A 14,441-nucleotide genomic window follows, 5' to 3' on the forward strand; every position below is an offset into this window, starting at 1 on the left:
AAGGGTGAAGAGTAATTCTGGGAAATGGCTTAAATTAATTAATAAAGAATCACTTATTGAAAATTAGTAAGTATCAGCATCCGTTTCTTCCTGCTTCAGCCGTTTTTGTAGCGCAGAGTATAGCGAGGGTTTCATGCCGCCAACATTGTCTAGCAGCCACTTTACGTAGCCGATGGGCAAGGTCTTAATTGCTTCACCCTTATGCTTACCAAAGGGCATTTTGGCGATAGGGTTGGCGGTATTAGACAGCTTATGCGCCGTGACAAAATCCGTAGTCTCAATCCCCAAACGCTCACAGCAAGCTTGGTAGAGCAGATAGCACATCCGCGCATCACCAAGGGCATCGTGCGCTGCCACCGTCATAGCTTGTGCGGCCTCTAACCCTAGCAACTGCTCGATACATTTAGACTGGCTATAGCGGTGCCATTCAGGAAAAGCGAGACGCGCCAGCCGTACAGTACAAATCAATTTCGCTGAGGGTCGGCCAATAACTTTCCAATCAAAGCGCACATTATGGCCAATGAGATAATCGCTCAGCTCGAATTTTTCTAATTCAAAGCTATCAAGCCCCGCGACATCTTCATCAGTAATCCCATGAATTTTGGTCACAAAGGGTGAGATAGGTCGACCACTATTAAAATAAGCCATCCACTCGTAACCGGTAGCTGCATTAATAGTGGCCACTTGAATGGGCCGAGCATCGCGGCCTTGGTCGGTCTCAGTATCGATGACTAGGGCTGTAATAGCTGGCGTCTCAGGAATCGTCATATAGTCAATCCTAGTTAAAACGGGGACATCATGAGCTACTAATATAAATTTTCTGGCTAGAAGTCATAATATGACTGAGGCTGGCGCAAACTTATATCAGTGGCTCTAGGTCAAATTTCGAGTGGATTGACTATAGCTGGACAATCCGCATAGAGGAGCACGCTTTATCATAAATAGTTTCTTTTATAATGCGTGCGAGCGGCGGTTTTTTCTAGGGTAAATAGTTAAAGTTTATAGCTCTTAAAGTTGATTAGGCTCAAGCCTTTATCTTATGGGATTATTTTTACGAGCTGGCTATTTTCACCAATTTTTCATGCTCATCTCTTTTATAACCGTTATGCTAAATTGATCCTCCCTTGCTACCTTTACCTATAGCGACTGCCTAGCCAATGTCTGATAACCCGTCTCCTAAACCTAAAAACATCGTTGAGCACAAAGCACCTAGCTTGATTGCCAAGCCATCAACTTTAACGCCTAAGCCCCCACAACGCCCATTGCTAATGCGCCTGTTCGGCTTACTGATTAAAGCAGCAATATTACTCATATTTTTAATGGCGTTAGATCAGCTGATTCCTAGCCTACGGCAACAGTTGCAACCCTATGCGACCCAGAGTTGGCAATATATGACTTTGATGCAGCAGGACTTACCGACGGAAAACAGCCTCCCCAATCCGCTGATAGATCGGCATCTGACCGACACCTGGGGCGGAGCCCGTAGTGAAGGGCGCACCCATGAAGGCATTGATATTTTCGCAAAACGGGGAACGCCGATACACGCGACGACTCATGGTATCGTGCAGCGAGTGGGTCAGGATAGATTGGGGGGCAATGTGGTAGTGATTGCGGGGCCTGGCGGTGCGGGACATTACTATGCGCATCTTGAGGAATTTGCTGATATTCACAAAGGCGACTGGGTCGATGCCGGAGAAGTGATTGGCTATGTGGGCGACAGTGGCAATGCTAAGGGCACGCCACCGCATGTGCATTATGGGATTTATATTAAGGGCAGCGCGGTCAACCCCTACCCTTTATTGGCCAAAAATTAGCACTAAGCCGTTGGGACAAAGCAGGACAGAAACTTTTTAATAAAGTCGCCATCAATAGTTATAATCGGCCCAGCCTTTATTATGATAGCTAGGATTGGGATAAAACTCGCCTGCGCCAATATTTAAATCAGGCGCTAGGATATCTGCCATATTATACAGCGACCAAATAGCCGGTTTTGGTAAGCTGCCTGCACGATAACTGCGCCATTCGCCGTTGAAGACTAGATTAAAATAGCCATCAGAGTGGCGGTCTATATCATCAAAATGCAGCTGATTATCTTGCTTTGAGGTATACCACTTAACATATAGCTTGCCGACGAAACCCCCACTATAGGGCTGCTGCCGGTCTTCGGATAAAACATAATCAAAGACGGCAACCCCTTGTTTATCCACTATGCCTTTATAAGACTCATCCACTCCCAAGCTCGGCTGCGTGGCGATATAAATATCAGCTAGCGTCATCCTGCCAGCAAAGTCATTACGATTGCGCCCGACCTTGGAATAACCATGCAATTGATAGCGCTGACTGCCTGCAGCCATCTGCTGAACAGACTCGATATTTATAATCAGTCTTTTATAGTCGTCACCGATAATTCCGATAGCTTTATCATTCGTAACGTTTTTTAGTAACGGACCAAAGTTATAACGTTGATACGGGGCGCTAGAGACTTTACGTACCGCTTGCCGGCCCATTAGCTCATTTACTAATAAAGCCTCTTCTTTTTTAGCGCTATCTACTGACGGGGTCAGGCACAAGGCCACATAATCACGCAGATAGGCAGGGTAAATATCTAAAGGCTCCGGCTTAGCAGTGCCTGAGGTTAAATCGGTCATCGTTAAACTGGCTTTATTGATAATTAGAGTGCCGAGTTTGTTGGTTTTATTAGTAATAGTAATGACACTAGAGGCTGCGGTATTATTGGTTAACGTCGCTTTAATAGCGGGATTCGCTACATTAGGATAGGCGGCATTGTAGCCGGGCAAAACAATCCGGTTTAGCCGCGTCTCACAGCTAATGGCTTGGGCAGACGACGCTAAGCTGAATAGCAGTAAGCCAAAAGCTATAGTCATAGCAGTATTAGGATTCCTCTTAAATTTACTGGTCATGGTCATCCACCTCATCTTCATCTTCGCTATCTATAAACCCTTGACCCCAACGCCATTCGGAGCCCTCTTCGCTACAGGCATCACATATTCTAGCCTTAGGAAAGAACACTTTAAAAGTGGAGCCATGCGCTTCGCTCGATTCAATCTTTAGGGTGGCATCATGTTGATAAAGGACATGTTTGACGATGGCCAAACCCAGCCCCGTGCCCCCGGTACCGCGACTACGACCACTATCTACCCGATAAAAACGTTCGGTTAGACGCTCGATATGCTCCGGCGCAATGCCGATACCGGTATCACTGACCGCAAACACACAGCCTTCTTTGACGGCCGTCCAACTGATACTAATCTCGCCGCCTTTTGGCGTATACTTAATCGCATTGGTGACCAGATTCAGCAGCGCACTGTTCAAGTACATCTCGGAGCCATAAATATTGGCTTGTGAGTCCAAATGCAGGTCGATTAGATGCCCATACTCTCTATTATAAATTTGCGCATCATCGAATAAATGGGTGAGCAGCTTGGGCATATCCACACACTTTGGCTCGGGCTTTTCTTCATTCTCTAGCCGCGATAGCATTAGCAAGTCATTGATAATACTGTTCATACGCCGAGTCTGCTGACTCATTAGACTAAAGCCGCGCTGCCACTTTGGATCGATATCAGGCTGATCGGCAAAAGTCTCAATATAGCCCATAATTACGGTTAAGGGGGTACGTAATTCATGCGAGACATTGGCCACGAAATCTTTGCGCATCTGCTCTAGGTGTTGCAAGCGGGTGACATCATAGATAAGCAAGAGTTTTTCATCACCAAAATGGGTCACTTCGCATTGCACGTAGCGCGCCGCATCCTTCCATGAGTTAAGACGGATACCATCATTGGGCGCAGCAGCATTTTCATAATACTCGCGAAACTCTTCGAGAGGTATTAGGTTAAAGATGCTATTGCCCTGATCCTCGGAGCGCAGCTCTAACATTTTTTCGGCAGCTTGGTTCCACCACTCTAGGCGGTCATCCGCGTCCAACAAGATAACCGCATCCTGTAATGCCAATAGCGAGCTGCGAATCTTTTTGACCAAGCCCATCATCTTTTGCTGGGTGATTTGCTCTTTGCTGCGGCTTTGATATAGTTGGGTCGCCACAAACGTTAAGCCCCCTGACATCTCAGGTGGCGGCGTTTGGATAGGCGATCTGACCCACTGGCTAAAGCGCTGCAAGGCATAGAGGCGTAATAAATGAAATAGCACTAGCGCAGCAATGATGCCCCAAGTGATGGCGTGATAGTACCACCCTACCAAGGCGCCCAGCGCCATCCAAAATAGCAACCAGCGAAAGTCTGCCCAAAATAGGGCGTATTTTTGCGAAGCGGTCGGCTGACTCATGATAATCCAACTTAGGGTGGCTGATGGTTCACCACTGCAGGCGCATAACCCTTAGATCAGGCTATTAAAATTGCGGTATTAAAAGTAAAGCAGCGCACAAGAAAAGGCAGCACGCAATAACATAAGCTACAGGTCAGCCGCTAATCTGTGTAGAAAAACGATAGCCCGTGCCACGCACAGTTTGGATAAAGACCGCATAGTTATATGGCTCTAACACTTTGCGCAACCGGCGAATGTGCACATCGATGGTGCGGTCTTCAACATAGACGTTGCCACCCCAAACTTGATCTAGCAGTTGCGTACGGGTATAGGCGCGTTCAGGATGACTCATAAAGAAAGCCAATAGGCGATATTCGGTTGGGCCAATATCTACTGGATTGCCATCGGCTGACACCCGCTGACTGACCGGATCGAGACTGAGGCCTTCTGCTTCAATGGGTTTATCCCCTGACAGGGCGCTGCTGCGACGCAACACCGCTTTGATTCGCGAGATGAGCTCACGGGTAGAGAAAGGCTTGGTGATATAGTCATCCGCGCCAGCATCGAGACCTTGGACTTTATTGTCCTCTTCCCCTTTGGCGGTGAGCATGATGACCGGAATCTCAGAGAGCAACTCGTCTTTTTTAAGCATCCGGCAAAAATCAATCCCCGACTGACCATTGGGCAACATCCAATCGAGTAAAATTAAGGCAGGGCGATGGTCGACCACTTGTCGATGGGCGCCTGACACGTCTTCCGCTTGCACACAGTCAAACCCTGCCATCTCTAGCGTGGTCATAATCATTTCGCGAATCGCTGGCTCATCTTCTACGACCAAAATCGTTTCGTTATTCATACCCTACCCTTAATATTATTATGTGCTGCTACTATTATTGATGATTAAGCCCATAACCCTAGCCTGTAACTACGGGCTCATGACGGCGAATCGCTGCCCGACTCGGCAGAAATATGACGGTTATATTACAACCTACCAATATGACAGCATTATGACAAAGTAGGACAGAAGTTGGTTTTATTCTTTTAAATAGGGATATTTGTAGTATAAACAGGTATTTGTCTTTCCTTACGGCTAATATTGCCCCTAATATATTGCTAAAGCTCAATGACTGCTGACCATTCACTCTTCTCTAAACTCAGTTTATTGCTAACTTCAATTCACCTCTAAAATGAAATTGATAGGGCCATCATTATTGGCTAGGACTTGCATATTTGCTCCAAATTGACCAAAGGCCACTTTAGGGTAAGTCGCACTAGCATAAGCACTGAGTTCAGCAAACAAAGCTTGCGCAGCTTCTGGTGTCATAGCTGGGCCAAAATCAGGGCGACGGCCTTTATCGGTTTTCGCTTGCAAGGTAAATTGCGATACTAGTAGCAACCCACCGTCCATTTCTTGCACATTTTTATCCAACTTACCGGCTGCATTTTCAAAAAGTCGATAAGTCAGAATTTTATCAATCATTCTGTGCGCTATTTTAATATCGTCGTCGTGACCCAAGCCAATATACGCCAAAATCCCTTGCTCGATAGCGCCAATAGTTTGCCCATTAACTTGCACGCTGGCGTGGCTAACCCGTTGAATGACTGCTTTCATTATTAGTCCTTATCCGTTGCTTTTAATGATTAATACCCATTACAAATAGTAAAATAAATACTTATAGCCCGTTGGATTTAGCGCTAAGTCGGACCGCAAATCCCCGCTCCACTTTATCCTCAGCCGGTTTGCTATGGTCAACTAGCGCCTGTTAGTTAATACCATCATTGCGTAGCAACTAGAATTCAACGCAGCTAATATTTGAATCATGATAAACTAGCACAAGTATTTGTTAACTCTCATTCTAATGCCTATTAGCGCTCTGTGATGACCATGAAAAACTCTTTAAAAGATCAGCTTAAAAACACTTTGAACCATAACCCATTGAGTAAAGACAAGCTTTTTACTGCGGCCCAGCATTTGGTACCGCAGCAACGCCTGAGCCAAGTCGCTGGCCGTTTTGCCGCCAGTCGCCATCCTTTAGTCAAAAAAGCCTTTGTGCGTACTTTCGCTAAAGCTTATGGCATTACTTTAGATGAGTACGAGCGCAAGAGCTTTAATGCCTACGAAAGTTTTAACGACTTTTTTACCCGTGAATTAGCGGAAGAGGCTCGCCCTATTGATGCTACGGAGCAGGGTATCGTCTCGCCAGCCGATGGTAGCATCTCGCAAATAGGCCAGATTGAGCAAGACAAACTATTGCAAGCCAAAGGCACCTATTATACGGCCGGTCACCTATTGGCCGATAGTGATGATGGTCACTACTTTGCGGATGGCAGCTTTGCTACAGTTTATCTAGCGCCGAGTAATTATCACCGCGTCCATATGCCTTTCACAGGGCGTTTGGTGAAGACCCGCTATGTGCCGGGCTCATTATTCTCCGTAAATAATACCACGGCGGCGGGTGTCCCAGATTTATTCGCGCGTAATGAGCGTTTGGTGTGTATGTTCGAGACTGACTTTGGCATGGCGTCTGTGGTTATGGTCGGCGCGATGATTGTTGCTGGTATCGAGACCGTAGCTACGGGTAAGCTGCAGCGTACAGACAGCATTCAGGTGCAAGAGCATGATATGACTTTGAATAAAGGCGATGAGTTGGGCCGTTTTTACCTCGGTTCGACCGCGATTGTCCTGTTGCCAAAAGCAGCGGGTACTGAATGGCAAGCGGGTTTGGACCACAACACCACCGTACAAATGGGTCAGCTATTGGGCAAAACTAACGCGAAATAATACCCGCTAAGCCTCGTTATACCCCATTAAAAAAGCCCTAAAGTTTAGCGTTTTCCAATAAGAGGAAGCGGCTTTACTTTAGGGCTTTTTGCTGACTAAATTTCTTTCGAAACGCTGTTATTAGTACTGGCTGTTATTAGTACCGATAGTGACCTTTGATAGGGAAAGCAAAAAGAATATTTTCTTGCTGGGTACCGCGGCCAATGTTATGGACAATCAACGGCGTTCCCTCAGCCGTCCTCTTGTTCGAGACAATACCCATATGAGGTAAATTGCTCTTGGGCAAGCGCCACGTGACGATGTCTCCCGCTTTAAAGCTCTCAATATCGGTCTTGGATAAGCTCTCTCCATGCTCGGCAAAAAACACTTCTAAATTGGGCACACGGCGATGATCGATATTTTTATCGGGTTGGGTTAACCCCCAAATCTTGGGATACTTGCCCCAGTTCTTTTTCATATCGTGATTCACCAATTGCTGCAGGTCAATATTCTGCAAACGATAAGCGCGAATCACCACATCGGTACACACCCCTGATTCAATAGGCACATCACCACGCGGAAAGTCTATCTTACGGTAAGTAGGGTCGTAACTGGTGGTGACGCCAATCTGTTTTTTAGCATCGCGAGCCAGTTTGCTCCCATTACTGGTCAACGCACTATGACTCGCCAGCGCTATACTGCTGGTCATCACTAAGCCCAACAGCACCATGCTTATTTTAGCTGCAATAGACTTCACTATAGTCATAGCCTGCCCCTCGACTTGAGTATCCTGGACGGTAGTTAAGCGACTTTTAATTAAGTGAGCGTTGTGCTGACGGTTCAATACTTCATCCCTCATTATTAGTCATCGGATAGCACTTTGTTAGGCCGCATTTTGCGAAGGATGGCGGGATTGCAAGACTTTTTTATTGAGTCTGTGCCTTAGGTAATCACGCTACCCCAACCCATCTGGCATTATACAAAACTGCTATACGCTTGCGAGCTATACATGACGGCTAGCAATATGAGGAGCTGAACGGTAAAAAACCCCAATAATGTCCATAAATAATGCGCTCTTTTACGCCCTAGGACATAAGCAAGCAAGACACCATCTACTAGCGCTATCAGCCAAATATGGGGCGCGTAGGGCAATACGATACGGAACCATAGCGACTCTTTAGTGCCAAAGCTCTCATACATATAAGCAAATGTATCCAGTATCCCCAAATGCCAGGCATAGGCAATCGCCGCTATCAAGGCTAGCAGTAGAGAGCATCCTACTTGCAGACTAATAACGGTGTGCTTCTTCATGGCAGGTGTCCATAACGAGGCAAGTTAAAATTCAGTTAAATAGCAATTTGCGCATGAACCATAGTTAATAAGGGCTTAGCGCCTTAAACTAACTGTCAATTAGCCAGCCTTGCTCAGTAGCATAAGCCACTTGCTTAGCTAACCAATGATGCATCTCAGGGAAGCTCTTAGCAATAAAGGCTTGCGTGGCCACCACTTGGCTGCGAGTCACTTGGTGCGCTTGCCACATACCGCCGTCTGTTTTTAAATTTAATAAAAATGGCAGCAGGCGATCAACCGCTTTAATCAGCTGGGTCTCTGCACTAGCGCCGGTCTCTTGCTCCTCCCACAGCTCAGTGAGGTTACCAATACCGTTGCCGCGTTCGTTTTGTAAACGCACAATACCGTCTCGTTCTGCATGATGCGCATCATTGCGTTGCGTGTCATACAGATAGGTGTCTCCGGCATCAATCTCGCCCAAATCGTGAATCAAGGCCATCTTTAATAGCTGCTCATGATTCAGCGGCAACTTAAAATACTCCGCTATCGACCAACAAGCCATGGCTAAATGCCAGGAGTGCTCCGCAGAGTTTTCCCTACGCGCGCCACCAGTCACATAATTGCGCCGCTCTACATGCTTTAAGGCGTCTAGCTCTAATAAAAAATGGCTAATATCCTCTATATCATGCTTATGCTGGTTTATGTCTGATGCTAAGGCTGGCTCAGATGATGATGGCTGGTTTGGAGAAGTCATAGCGCTCACTTTTTGGGTTGGGCTGCCCTAACATTAAGGACAGCTTATTGAATTGGGGACGACTTATTGAAATAAGGACAACTTATTAAATTAATAGCAACTCACGTCTTAACACAAGCCCTGCCGTTAAACCTTTATTTGATTAAATTACTAATGGTCTTAAAGGCAGGGTCTTTGCTTGAGCGGCATAGCTCAAAAAGAATCGCTTCGGTCGTGGTGATAACGGCCCCTGCTCTACGCATCCGGCGAATCGCTTGGCGACGGTCATAAGCATTACGCGAGCCCGTCGCATCGGCAATAATAATAGGCTCCATACCATTATCCAGTAAATCCAACGCAGTCTGCATTACGCAAACGTGGGTCTCTACCCCAAATAACAACACAGCATTGCGGTTTTGCTGCGCTAAATGGTTCCACGTATCATCATTATCGCAGGCACTAAAGGTGACTTTTTCTATCGTCTTAGCTTTACTAGTGTCCAATACGGCCATAATTTCAGGCAGGGTCTCGCCTAGCCCTTTTTTATACTGCTCATTGAGCATAATGGGCACATCGAGCGCTTGCAGCCCTTCGATTAATACTAGGATTTTGCTTAATATTTTTTTATTACGATAAATATGTGGGGTGAGCTTTTCTTGGACATCGATAATCATGGCTTGGCAGTTTTCACGCATGATTCGATAGGTTTTATCGGTGGTAATCGTAGACATAACACACTCCTTGTGTCGGTTGTTATTCAACTTAATTTATAAAGACGGTATTTATATGACTAGTGGCTAATAGAGCTCTTTTAATAATTAGAATTATTAATTAGGATTTTAGCTTATCGGTCTCATCATCCTGATGAAATACCAATAAAAATTAAAGCTAATGCCCCTCTCATTTAGTCATACTTTGCTGATGGGGTCAATGAGGATCAGCAATTAAACGCTAGGACAAAGCTAAGGCTGCCCTGTAGATACAATAGAGACAACTTACCTAAAAGCTGACTTGCAGCTGACTTGGCAAATTCATAATACTTTAAGCTTTATCGAGACCTACCTTAAGCTTTTCCGAGACCTGTGACGATAATTTGTCGCTCAAAGCGGCCCATATGGCCATAGTTACCCACTTTACTAACCACCCCTTTAATAGTGACCTCAGGCAGCTCATATAGCTGGGTTTCAATACCGCGCTGCTTGGCGATACTATCAAGCAGGTTATTGGGATCAGAAATATGGTACTGACCGCCCTCGGCACTGCTAAAGCTAAATTGCTCTAGGGTTTTAATCACTCGCCCATGCATTAGTTGCGGTCGTAAGCTATCCACATTAGCATTGGGCGCAAGCACCTCCGCTAGATTTTTTTGGGTAGCAAACCACGTTGCGCCAGCACCGATAAGGGCTATTAGGGCCAGCTTGGCGGCAGTTTTGGGAGAAGTGATGCTGTTATTCTTATTAGCAGTTGGTGCGGTCATCAGGATTATCCTTTTACTGTCAGGGTAAAGGTCAGTGTCTTGTTCTTCACTCTCTAATCCCTTTATTCTAACAATAAAAAACGCCCCTAACGTTAAGCTAGGGGCGTTTTTTGTGGCATTAATTTACACCTTAATATTGAGCGCTAGGGCGTACCCTAGTGCCTGTGCTAGTTAAAGCTACACAGGCTCAATACAGGCTAAACACGCTCAATAATGGTAGCAATACCTTGGCCCAGACCGATACACATAGTCGCTAGACCAATTTCAGTGTCTTTTTGCTCCATCGCGTTCAATAGCGTGACCGTGATACGGGCACCTGAACAGCCGAGTGGGTGACCTAGAGCGATAGCGCCGCCATTGACGTTGACGATATCTTGTTTCTCTAACAAGTTCAATGATTTCAATACCGCTAAACTCTGCGCACCAAAGGCTTCGTTCAGCTCAATAGTTTGCATGTCATCGATAGTGAGACCAGCACGCTTAAGCGCTTTATGAGAGGCTGGTACAGGACCGTAACCCATGATAGCCGCGTCACAACCGGCAATAGCCATGCTGCGAATACGAGCACGTGGCTTTAGACCTAGATCTTTGGCTTTTTGCGCGCTCATCACTAGCATAGCTGAAGCACCATCTGACAAGGCAGATGAGGTCGCCGCAGTTACCGTACCATTGGCAGGGTCAAAGGCAGGACGTAGCTTCGCCATTTGCTCCATAGTACCGTCTGGACGAATCACTTCATCGACCGTGCATAGCTGCAAGTGACCGTTTTCGTCATGGCCTTCGATACCGACGATTTCATTGTCAAAACGACCCGCTTGCGTCGCTTCCCAAGCACGGCGATGTGACTCAAGACCGAAAGCATCTTGCTGCTCACGAGTGATGCCATTCATGCGGCCTAGCATCTCTGCAGTTAGGCCCATCATGTTTGAGGCTTTGGCATAGTGCTTAGAAGCCGCAGGGTTCAGATCGATACCGTGCATCATGCCTACGTGACCCATGTGCTCAACCCCGCCGATGATGAAAGTATCACCTTGGCCGGTCATGATTTGCGCAGCGGCCGTATGTAGCGCTTGCATAGAAGAGCCACACAGACGGTTGACAGTCTGGCCGCCCGCAGTCTTAGGGATATCAGCCAATAGACCGATGTTACGGCCGATGTTCATGCCTTGCTCTAGAGTCTGGTTGACACAACCCCAGATGATGTCTTCGACGTCATTAGGATCAAAGTCATTACGCTTAACCAACGCACGGACCAGTTCAGCAGACATGCTGTCAGCGCGCACGTGGCGGAACATGCCGTTTTTAGATTTACCCATCGCGGTACGAACGCCATCTACGATGACTACGTCATTTGGACTTAAAGTTGTCATTTAAAGCTCCTTTCAAATTTTTTATAACTATAGGCATCGTTATTAGGCGGTTGGGTAGAAGGTCTCACCAGCGGCGGCCATGTCACGAATTTTCTGTGGCGCTTCATAGGCTTTGCCAAGATGAGCGTACTGCTCACATAGGGCTAAGTAGTTGTCCAGACCGAGCTGATCGATGTAACGGCATGGGCCACCACGGAATGGTGGGAAGCCTACGCCCATAATCATAGCCATATCGGCTTCTGCTGGCGTCGCGACGATGTTGTCTTCTAGGCAACGAACGGTCTCGTTGCAGAAAGCTAGCATCATACGATCGATGATTACTTGATCTTCGAAAGTTTGCGTGTCGCCATCAGTGGTCGCTTTTAATAGCTCATAAGTCGCTTCGTCAGCCGTTTTTTGTGGCTTGCCGCGCTTATCGGTCTCGTATTTATAAAAGCCAACGCCGTTTTTCTGACCTAAGCGATTGTTTTCAAATAGATGCTTGATAGCGCCTTTATAGTCTGGCTTCATGCGATCTGGGAAGCCTTCTGCCATCACTTCAGCGCCGTGGACACCGGTATCCAAACCGACCACGTCGATCAGATAAGCAGGACCCATTGGCCAGCCGAACTTCTGCATGACTTTATCCACATGGACGAAGTCTGCGCCTTGTTTTAGCAGCAAGTCGAATGCGCCAAAGTAAGGGAATAAGACGCGGTTGACCAAGAAGCCTGGGCAATCATTCACCACAACAGGTACTTTGCCCATTTTAGACGCTAGAGCCACAGTGGTAGCAATGGCTTCTTCTGAAGACTTCTCACCACGGATAACTTCAACCAATGGCATACGGTGTACTGGGTTAAAGAAATGCATACCTACGAAGTTTTCTGGACGCTCAAGCACTTCAGCCAGATACGTGATAGAAATCGTAGAAGTGTTTGACGCTAAGATGGCGTCTTTTTTCACTAGACCTTCCACTTCTTTTAGGACCGCATGCTTAACTTTTGGATTTTCTACAACCGCTTCGATAACGATATCGGTTTCAGCAAAGTCACCATAGTTCAAAGTAGGACGGATACGGCTTAGCGTCTCGCCCATCTTCGCTGGGGTCATACGGCCTTGGCCAACCATTTTGCTCAAGATTTTGCTGGCTTCGCCCATACCCAAGTCTAATTGCTCAGCCTTGATGTCTTTCATGATGATAGGCAGACCTTTTGAGGCCGCTTGGTAAGCGATACCGCCACCCATGATGCCTGCGCCCAATACAGCAGCTTCGTCGATATCATGCGCCAGCTTACTGTGTTGCTTAGCCAGTTTCTTCACAGCTTGGTCGTTTAAGAATAGACCAACCATGCTCGCCGCTTGTGGGGTTTTCGCTGCTTTCACAAAACCAGCTGCTTCAACTTTAATCGCTTCATCACGCGTCAAGTTGATATGCTTTTCGATAGCTTCGATTGCGATAGCGGGTGCTGGGTACTGCTTAGGGTTGGCTTTCGCGAAGATAGCGCCTTTAGCACTGCTGATTGCCATAGCTTGCTCAAGCTGATTTAGCTTGACCGGCTGTAGTTTCTCTTCACGCTTAGCTTGCCAATCTAGCTCGCCTGCGATGCATTTCTTAACCAAATCAATGGCAGCATTCTGCAGGTCATCAGCTGCTACTACCGCGTCAACCAAACCAACTTTAATAGCGTCAGCAGGTTTTTGTGCTTTAGCCGTAGCGATTAATTCGATAGCATTGTCTACGCCGATTACGCGAGTCGTACGCACAGTACCACCGAAGCCTGGGAAAATCCCTAGCTGGGTTTCTGGTAGGCCGATTTGTGCTTTGTCGCTCATGACGCGGTATTCACAAACCAAAGTCATCTCACAACCACCGCCTAACGCTGCGCCATTGATAGCGGCAACTTTCGGAAATGGTAGGTCTTCAAAACGGTTGAAGATAGCATTGATTTCTAAAATCCAGCTTTCAATCTCTGACGCTTCTTTGCGGAAATAACCGACGAATTCAGTGATATCAGCACCAGCGATAAACACGCCTTTGCCTGAAGTCACGATTAGGCCTTTTACGTCGCTCGCTTGTTCTAGTGCGCTAACGGCTTCGCCAAATTGTTTATTAGTTTCGGCATCAAACTTGTTGACGCTCTCATTTTCTGCGTTGAATTGCATGTTTGCGATGCCATCATCTAGCATGGACACCGAGATGCGGTTGCCTTGATAAACCATTCGTAGCTCCTAGTTATTTTAGGGTTATTGTGCAAGTAGAATTATCAGTGACTTGAAATGACTGTGCGCTTTTGCAGCGAATGCTTAAATACACGCCAGCGCCGAATTTACATTAAGCGTTGCGTGCTGCTACAGTCGTAAGTCTTTAATGAGACGTATGCAAAGAGCCAAACGTACTCATCCTACTGCGGTCTTGTAGTAGAGGTAAACGGTGATTATTAATAAGAATGCTTATAGCTATACAATAGCGCTGAGACTGTCGCAATAGCGCGTTGGCTTTCAGAGCTTAGTGTAGGGGATTTGCCCCCCATCTGTCACAGCGTT

General features: G+C 46.7%; 14 protein-coding genes. 2 read left to right on the forward strand and 12 right to left on the reverse strand.

Annotated features, from left to right (window positions below; genetic code table 11):
- Window positions 1-63 precede the first annotated feature (63 nt).
- Window positions 64-768, reverse strand: a complete 705-nt coding sequence (locus ACZ2XM_RS13590) for a 3'-5' exonuclease (protein ID WP_490589617.1) — start codon at window positions 766-768, stop codon at window positions 64-66.
- Window positions 769-1,268: 500 nt separating this feature from the next.
- Here ACZ2XM_RS13590 and ACZ2XM_RS13595 point away from each other — a divergent pair, with 500 nt between their 5' ends.
- Window positions 1,269-1,814: a M23 family metallopeptidase gene (locus tag ACZ2XM_RS13595; RefSeq protein WP_490589658.1), complete on the forward strand. Its 546-nt coding sequence runs from the start codon at window positions 1,269-1,271 to the stop codon at window positions 1,812-1,814.
- A gap of 51 nt (window positions 1,815-1,865) precedes the next feature.
- Here ACZ2XM_RS13595 and ACZ2XM_RS13600 read toward each other — a convergent pair whose 3' ends face one another.
- The 4 genes from ACZ2XM_RS13600 to dtd form a co-directional block, all read right to left on the reverse strand.
- On the reverse strand, window positions 1,866-2,921 hold the full coding sequence (locus tag ACZ2XM_RS13600) for a hypothetical protein (protein ID WP_490589616.1): 1,056 nt from the start codon (window positions 2,919-2,921) through the stop codon (window positions 1,866-1,868).
- Complete coding sequence (gene phoR / locus ACZ2XM_RS13605) at window positions 2,911-4,305, reverse strand: phosphate regulon sensor histidine kinase PhoR (protein ID WP_490589615.1); 1,395 nt, start codon at window positions 4,303-4,305, stop codon at window positions 2,911-2,913. The genes ACZ2XM_RS13600 and phoR overlap by 11 nt, the downstream gene beginning before the upstream one ends.
- A 133-nt stretch (window positions 4,306-4,438) precedes the next feature.
- Entirely contained in the window at window positions 4,439-5,140 is a 702-nt protein-coding gene (gene phoB / locus ACZ2XM_RS13610; RefSeq protein WP_490589614.1) for a phosphate regulon transcriptional regulator PhoB, read from the reverse strand.
- A gap of 315 nt (window positions 5,141-5,455) precedes the next feature.
- Window positions 5,456-5,896, reverse strand: coding sequence for a D-aminoacyl-tRNA deacylase (gene dtd, locus ACZ2XM_RS13615; RefSeq protein WP_490589613.1), 441 nt, complete (start codon window positions 5,894-5,896; stop codon window positions 5,456-5,458).
- Between the two features lie 273 nt (window positions 5,897-6,169).
- Between dtd and asd the strand changes: the two genes are divergently transcribed.
- A complete protein-coding gene (gene asd, locus ACZ2XM_RS13620; RefSeq protein ID WP_490589612.1) occupies window positions 6,170-7,066 on the forward strand; it encodes an archaetidylserine decarboxylase in 897 nt (298 codons plus the stop codon).
- A 136-nt stretch (window positions 7,067-7,202) separates the two neighbouring features.
- Here asd and ACZ2XM_RS13625 read toward each other — a convergent pair whose 3' ends face one another.
- The 7 genes from ACZ2XM_RS13625 to fadB all read right to left on the reverse strand — a co-directional run bounded on the left by ACZ2XM_RS13625 (window position 7,203) and on the right by fadB (window position 14,117).
- Window positions 7,203-7,811: a DUF1287 domain-containing protein gene (locus ACZ2XM_RS13625; RefSeq protein ID WP_490589611.1), complete on the reverse strand. Its 609-nt coding sequence runs from the start codon at window positions 7,809-7,811 to the stop codon at window positions 7,203-7,205.
- A 209-nt stretch (window positions 7,812-8,020) separates the two neighbouring features.
- A complete protein-coding gene (locus ACZ2XM_RS13630) occupies window positions 8,021-8,356 on the reverse strand; it encodes a hypothetical protein (protein ID WP_490589610.1) in 336 nt (111 codons plus the stop codon).
- A gap of 88 nt (window positions 8,357-8,444) precedes the next feature.
- Window positions 8,445-9,089 (reverse strand): HD domain-containing protein, encoded by a 645-nt coding sequence (locus ACZ2XM_RS13635; RefSeq protein WP_490589609.1) that lies wholly within the window; start codon window positions 9,087-9,089, stop codon window positions 8,445-8,447.
- A gap of 134 nt (window positions 9,090-9,223) precedes the next feature.
- Window positions 9,224-9,799, reverse strand: a complete 576-nt coding sequence (locus ACZ2XM_RS13640) for an isochorismatase family protein (RefSeq protein ID WP_490589608.1) — start codon at window positions 9,797-9,799, stop codon at window positions 9,224-9,226.
- Window positions 9,800-10,131: 332 nt separating this feature from the next.
- The gene (locus tag ACZ2XM_RS13645) at window positions 10,132-10,545 is read right to left on the reverse strand and encodes a hypothetical protein (RefSeq protein ID WP_490589607.1); all 414 of its coding nucleotides are present in this window, start codon (window positions 10,543-10,545) and stop codon (window positions 10,132-10,134) included.
- A gap of 197 nt (window positions 10,546-10,742) precedes the next feature.
- Entirely contained in the window at window positions 10,743-11,915 is a 1,173-nt protein-coding gene (gene fadA, locus ACZ2XM_RS13650; RefSeq protein WP_490589606.1) for an acetyl-CoA C-acyltransferase FadA, read from the reverse strand.
- Window positions 11,916-11,957: 42 nt separating this feature from the next.
- Window positions 11,958-14,117: a fatty acid oxidation complex subunit alpha FadB gene (gene fadB / locus ACZ2XM_RS13655; protein WP_490589605.1), complete on the reverse strand. Its 2,160-nt coding sequence runs from the start codon at window positions 14,115-14,117 to the stop codon at window positions 11,958-11,960.
- Window positions 14,118-14,441: the final 324 nt, after the last annotated feature.

The sequence above is a fragment of the Psychrobacter sp. CoH-33_TS_01 genome (assembly GCF_058189395.1).

Bases quoted from the DNA above. Each gene is read 5' to 3' on its own strand.
- ACZ2XM_RS13590 (WP_490589617.1), bottom strand. From the start codon at position 768: ATGACGATTCCTGAGACGCCAGCTATTACAGCCCTAGTCATCGATACT.
- ACZ2XM_RS13595 (WP_490589658.1), top strand. From the start codon at position 1,269: ATGCGCCTGTTCGGCTTACTGATTAAAGCAGCAATATTACTCATATTT.
- ACZ2XM_RS13600 (WP_490589616.1), bottom strand. From the start codon at position 2,921: ATGACCAGTAAATTTAAGAGGAATCCTAATACTGCTATGACTATAGCT.
- phoR (WP_490589615.1), bottom strand. From the start codon at position 4,305: ATGAGTCAGCCGACCGCTTCGCAAAAATACGCCCTATTTTGGGCAGAC.
- phoB (WP_490589614.1), bottom strand. From the start codon at position 5,140: ATGAATAACGAAACGATTTTGGTCGTAGAAGATGAGCCAGCGATTCGC.
- dtd (WP_490589613.1), bottom strand. From the start codon at position 5,896: ATGAAAGCAGTCATTCAACGGGTTAGCCACGCCAGCGTGCAAGTTAAT.
- asd (WP_490589612.1), top strand. From the start codon at position 6,170: ATGAAAAACTCTTTAAAAGATCAGCTTAAAAACACTTTGAACCATAAC.
- ACZ2XM_RS13625 (WP_490589611.1), bottom strand. From the start codon at position 7,811: ATGACTATAGTGAAGTCTATTGCAGCTAAAATAAGCATGGTGCTGTTG.
- ACZ2XM_RS13630 (WP_490589610.1), bottom strand. From the start codon at position 8,356: ATGAAGAAGCACACCGTTATTAGTCTGCAAGTAGGATGCTCTCTACTG.
- ACZ2XM_RS13635 (WP_490589609.1), bottom strand. From the start codon at position 9,089: ATGACTTCTCCAAACCAGCCATCATCATCTGAGCCAGCCTTAGCATCA.
- ACZ2XM_RS13640 (WP_490589608.1), bottom strand. From the start codon at position 9,799: ATGTCTACGATTACCACCGATAAAACCTATCGAATCATGCGTGAAAAC.
- ACZ2XM_RS13645 (WP_490589607.1), bottom strand. From the start codon at position 10,545: ATGACCGCACCAACTGCTAATAAGAATAACAGCATCACTTCTCCCAAA.
- fadA (WP_490589606.1), bottom strand. From the start codon at position 11,915: ATGACAACTTTAAGTCCAAATGACGTAGTCATCGTAGATGGCGTTCGT.
- fadB (WP_490589605.1), bottom strand. From the start codon at position 14,117: ATGGTTTATCAAGGCAACCGCATCTCGGTGTCCATGCTAGATGATGGC.